Source organism: Barnesiella sp. CU968 (assembly GCF_905219685.1).
Taxonomy (GTDB): domain Bacteria; phylum Bacteroidota; class Bacteroidia; order Bacteroidales; family Muribaculaceae; genus Lepagella; species Lepagella muris_A.
The window spans coordinates 1-5,930 of record NZ_CAJMXD010000176.1; the positions used below are offsets into that span (position 1 = coordinate 1).

Annotated in this window: 2 protein-coding genes and 1 pseudogene; all 3 read left to right on the forward strand. The window is 45.4% G+C overall.

Going from position 1 to position 5,930, the window contains the following annotated elements:
- Positions 1 to 207 precede the first annotated feature (207 nt).
- Positions 208 to 2,736: an adenosylcobalamin-dependent ribonucleoside-diphosphate reductase gene (locus JX312_RS07980; protein WP_204457638.1), complete on the forward strand. Its 2,529-nt coding sequence runs from the start codon at positions 208 to 210 to the stop codon at positions 2,734 to 2,736.
- 33 nt (positions 2,737 to 2,769) lie between these two features.
- Entirely contained in the window at positions 2,770 to 5,448 is a 2,679-nt protein-coding gene (locus JX312_RS07985) for a 4-alpha-glucanotransferase (RefSeq protein WP_204457639.1), read from the forward strand.
- 23 nt (positions 5,449 to 5,471) lie between these two features.
- A pseudogene (locus JX312_RS07990) lies at positions 5,472 to 5,930 on the forward strand (carcinine hydrolase/isopenicillin-N N-acyltransferase family protein); the annotation flags it as partial.

A 5,930-nucleotide genomic window follows, 5' to 3' on the forward strand; every position in this document is an offset into this window, starting at 1 on the left:
TGCTCCTTCACCTCAAGAAGAAACCTGCTCCAAGCCTACGTCCCCAAATTCACTTTTATTTTTAAACAAGCTCTTAAATTTACTTGCCGGTAACTTTTATATTCAAATATTTTATGCGATATTTGCAGTCGGAAAATTTTCAAAAATGTCAACTTTTTGAAAATTAAGAAACTGAAAAATTATCCAAATCGACAACTCAAAATTTCTATGTCTTCAAAAATCTACAGTTATGACGAGGTCTACGCGGCTTCTCTTGAATATTTCAAAGGAGATGAACTTGCCGCACGCGTGTGGTCAAGCAAATATGCATTGAAAGATTCGGATGGCAATATCTATGAATTGACTCCTGACGACATGCATCATCGCATAGCAAAAGAGATAGCGCGTATTGAAAACAAATACCCGAATCCGATGGGGGAGGATGAAATCTTTTCCCTGTTGAAGGATTTTAGATATATTGTTCCCCAGGGAAGCCCGATGGCAGGAATCGGAAATAATTTTCAAGTCGGATCATTGTCAAACTGTTTTGTAATAGGTCTTGACGGTCATCCCGATTCTTATGGCGGCATTATCCGTATTGATGAAGAGCAGGTGCAGCTGATGAAGCGTCGTGGAGGTGTCGGGCATGATTTGTCGCACATCCGTCCGAAAGGAAGCGCGGTTAAAAACTCCGCATTGACTTCTACCGGACTTGTCCCGTTTATGGAGCGATACAGCAACAGTACACGCGAGGTCGCGCAAGACGGACGTCGAGGGGCTTTGATGATGACTGTGAGTATCAAACATCCTGATGCGGAGAGCTTTATAGATGCCAAGATGACAGAGGGGAAGGTGACCGGTGCAAATGTTTCTGTCAAGATTGACGATGATTTTATGAAATCTGTTGTCTCCGGGGAGCCTTATATGCAGCAATTTCCCGTAAAGAGCGAATCCCCGTCTGTGACTAAAGAGATAAACGCATCCGATGTCTGGAATAAAATCGTGCACAATGCATGGAAAAGTGCCGAGCCCGGTGTTCTTTTCTGGGATACTATTCAGAAGGAGTCTGTGCCGGACTGCTACTCAGATCTTGGATTCGAGACGGTTTCTACAAATCCTTGCGGCGAAATCCCCCTCTGTCCTTATGACAGTTGCCGCCTCGTGGCAATAAACCTGTACAGTTATGTGAAGAATCCGTTCACACCTCAGGCTGAGTTTGATTTCGACCTGTTCCGCCAGCATGTAGGCAAGGCGCAGAGAATAATGGATGATATAATCGACCTTGAGATGGAGAAGATAGAAACTATTATCGGCAAGGTCGAGAAAGATCCTGAGACTGCGGAGGTAAAAAGCACAGAACTGAATCTTTGGAAAAAAATCCGCAACAAGACATTAAAAGGACGCCGCACCGGTTGCGGGACTACCGGCGAGGGAGACATGCTTGCCGCATTGGGTTATCGTTATGGCACACCAGAGGCTACGGCTTTCTCCACAGAGGTTCACAAACAGCTCACGCTTGCTTACTATTCATCATCTGTTGATATGGCATCCGAACGTGGAGCTTTCGAAATATATGATTCTGAAAGGGAGAAAAACAATCCTTTTATAAATCGTATAAAAGATGCTGATCCTGCTCTTTATGAAAGAATGATCAAGACAGGACGCCGTAATATAGCGTGTCTGACGATCGCACCCACGGGCACAACATCCATAATGACGCAGACTTCTTCCGGAATCGAGCCTGTATTCCTTCCCGTATACAAGCGTAAACGCAAGGTGAATCCATCGGATGAGAATGTGCGCATCGATTTCGTTGACGAGATGGGCGACGCATTCGAAGAGTATATTGTATATCATCACAAGTTCCTGGAATGGATGAGAATCAACGGCATAGAGAAAAAAGACAACATGACTGCCGAGGNAATTGAGGAACTTGTGAAAAAATCTCCTTATTACAAGGCAACAAGCAACGATGTAGACTGGATGGAGAAAGTGCGTATGCAGGGCGCGGTGCAGAAATGGGTGGATCATTCGATCAGCGTGACCATCAATCTTCCTTCAGACGTTACCGAGGAACTTGTCGGCAAACTGTATGTAGAGGCGTGGATGGCAGGTTGCAAAGGATGTACTGTCTATCGTGACGGCTCCCGCAACAATGTGCTTGCTGCCGTGACTCCCGCCAAGGCACCCCTCATTGCCAATCCGGAACATATCATGAAACGTCCGGTCGAACTTGAGGCGGATGTGGTGCGTTTCCAGAACAACAAAGAGAAATGGATTGCATTCGTTGGTCTTGTAGACGGAAAGCCTTATGAGATTTTTACGGGACTTGCAGATGATGAAGACGGTATTTTCTGTCCGAAGAGTGTGAGTCATGGAAAGATTATCAAGGCAATGGACGGTGACGGACGCAAGAGATACGACTTCCAGTTTATCAACAAACGCGGATACAAGACAACAATCGAAGGATTGAGCGAGAAGTTTAATCCTGAATTCTGGAATTATGCAAAACTGATTTCCGGAGTCTTGAGATATGGCATGCCTATTGATCAGGTGTTGAAACTCGTGGGTGGACTTGAATTGGATTCGACTAATATCAACACATGGAAGAATGGCCTTGAAAGGGCTCTTAAGAAGTACCTTCCCAACGGAATGGCGACCACAGGTCAGAAGTGTCCGAAATGTGGGGCAGAGACTCTGATTTATCAGGAGGGGTGTCTGNTCTGCACTTCCTGCGGTAATTCAAAATGTGGATAATCATGCAATATATATTGGCTTAACTTATATTTTATGAAGATTACCTTAAATATCAACTACCACACCGAATGGGGAGAGTCGCTATATGTTAGCGGCTCAATCCCGGCGCTGGGCAATGGAGATGTTGCCCGGGCGGTGGAAATGAATCTTGTCAGCCCGGATATGTGGCAGCTTCAGCTGGACTTGAAAAATGATCCTGGCAACTTTGATTATCGTTTTATCGTCAAGGCTCCGGAGAAGGAGTGGCGATTCGAGTGGGGTGCGCCGCATAGGTTTGTGTCCGGGACGGGGATTGATTCCTATCGAATATTCTGCTCCTGGCAGGATCTCCCGGCTGACAAGCCGTTCTATTCATCGGCGTTTGTCGATGGCATGTTGCGTCGTCCTTATCGCGACCAGCCACTTGTACCCAAGGTAGGGACTGTTAATATGCGTATAGAGGCTCCAATGATTGAGCCAGACGAGGTGCTGGCAATCAGCGGAGAGGGTAAAGAACTCGGAAACTGGGATCCTGCGCACGCGCTTGTATTGAATGATGCTTCATTCCCTGTATGGGAGATCAATCTTGGTGCGGATTCCATGGCAACTCCGTTTGAGTATAAATTCATCATTCTCAAGAAAGATACCCGCGAGGTGAAGGGTTGGGAATATACCAACAACCGTGTATATGGAATCAAATGTGAGTCAGCTGCCGAACATGTTGTGATCGACGGGCTTCGTTTTGCGAACCCGAAAGAAAACTGGAAAGGTGCAGGAACGGCGATACCCGTGTTCTCAATCCGTACCGAAAATGATTTCGGAGTAGGAGATTTCATGGATATCAAGAAGATGGTTGACTGGTGTGCGTTGACAGGTCAGAAGATACTTCAGATTTTGCCTATCAATGACACGACCATGACAGGAACATGGGTTGATTCTTATCCCTATAAGGCAAATTCTATCTTTGCTCTTCATCCTATGTTTCTCAACCTTTGGGAAGTGGGGACTCTTAAAGATGAAAAACGGCGCGATTATTATTATAATCTTGCGCGGGATCTTAATGCGCTTCCGGTCATAGACTATGAGCGTGTCAATGCCGGCAAACAGGAATATCTTCGGGAGATTTTTGCAGAACAGGGCAGCGTAACCCGTCAGCGTAAAGAATACAAGGAGTTTGTTTCGAGGAATGAATACTGGTTGAAACCATATGCCGCTTGGTGTGTGCTCCGTGAAATATATCAGACTCCGGATAACAATTGTTGGGGAGAGTTTGCCCGTTATGATGTTGAGAAATTAGAAAAGCTCTCTATTGAATTTAAAGATAGGTTCGATTTCCATTATTATGTGCAGTATCATCTTGACAGACAGCTTCATGACGCGAGGGACTATGCACATAGCCACGGAGTGGTGTTGAAAGGAGATATACCTATCGGTATAAGCCGTTTCAGTGCGGATGCATGGGTTTCTCCTGAATTGTTTAATTTGAATACTCAGGCAGGCGCGCCGCCGGATGACTTTTCAGTGCTTGGTCAGAATTGGGGATTGCCGACTTACAACTGGGATGAAATGGCGAAAGACGGTTTCCAGTGGTGGAAAAATCGCTTCCGAAAGATGGCGGAGTATTTTGATGCGTATAGGATTGACCATATACTTGGCTTTTTCCGCATATGGGAAATACCGATGAATGCCGTGCATGGGCTTTTAGGATATTTTAATCCGGCATTACCTTTTTCAGCAGAGGAACTCCGTAATAGCTATGATTTCTGGATTGATCCGGATGTCATGACACATCCCTTGATTCTTGACTGGATGCTCAACGACTTCTTCGGTGATATGAAAGAAGAAGTGAAAGAACGATTCCTTGACAGGGTGGGTGGAGACCGCTATTGTCTAAAGAGTTTTATTGACACTCAAGAGAAAGTAGAGAAGTATTTTGCCGGCATAGACAAGGATGAAAAGACAGAGCGTGTAAAGAATGCCCTTCTGGGAATTATTGATGACGTGCTTTTCATTGAAGATCCATATAATAAAGGTCACTATCATCCAAGAATTGCCGCTCAATATACGTATCAGTATCGTGTGCTTTCAGACTATGCGAAATGGAATTTCAATCGTCTTTACACAGATTTCTTTTATCATAGGCATAATGATTTCTGGTATGGGAAGGCTATGTGGAAGCTACCTCCGCTTTTGGATTCAACTTCAATGCTGACATGTGCTGAAGACCTTGGTATGATACCTGACTGCGTGCCTGAAGTTATGGACCGCTTACAGATTCTTTCGCTCGAGATCCAGCGTATGCCTAAAGATACGGGAACTGAATTTGGAGACACTTGGCATTATCCGTATTATTCGGTTTGCACGACATCGTCTCATGACATGGCTGGAATCAGAGGCTGGTGGGAAAGCGATCGTGACGCCACGCAGAGGTTTTATAGTCATGTGCTGCATGAGAGTGGAAATGCACCGCATTTTGCAGAACCATGGATTTGTGACAAGATTATAAGTCTTCACCTTGAGAGCCCGTCAATGTTGTGTATCCTCCCGTTGCAAGACTGGATGTCGTGTGACGGATCGTTGAGACGGGAGAATCCGAATGATGAGCAAATCAATGATCCTTCAAATCCACGTCATTACTGGCGTTACCGCATGCATCTGACTGTAGAGGAGCTTATGCGTAAGGATTCTTTTAACGCTGCGATGCGGCAACGCATTTCAGAATCCAAGAGATGATGATGAACATAGTCTTAAAGTTTTTGACTCCGATATTGACGTGCATGCTCCTGCTTCCATCCATGGAAAGCGGAGCATGCACTTCGGCTATAATATCGGCGGAGGTTAACCCTTACGGGCGCCCGATCCTTTGGAAGCATCGGGATACGAGCACAGTTGACAATAAGGTTGAATATGTTGCTGCGCGTCCCGGCGAGTTGTCGTATGTTGCATTGTTTAATGCCGGGGATAAGTATCTTAAGGAGGCATGGATGGGTATGAATGAGGCTGGATTTGCCGTTATGAATACAGCTTCTTATAATATTAAAGATGACAAGGTCAGCGCCAAAAAAATGGATAAGGAAGGATATGTGATGACAAAGGCTCTGAAAACATGTCGCACTGTGGATGATTTTGCCCGCTTGCTGGAGACTCTTCCGCGTCCTATGGGTGTGGAAGCGAATTTTGGCGTAATTGATGCAACCGGTAATGGCGCTTATTTC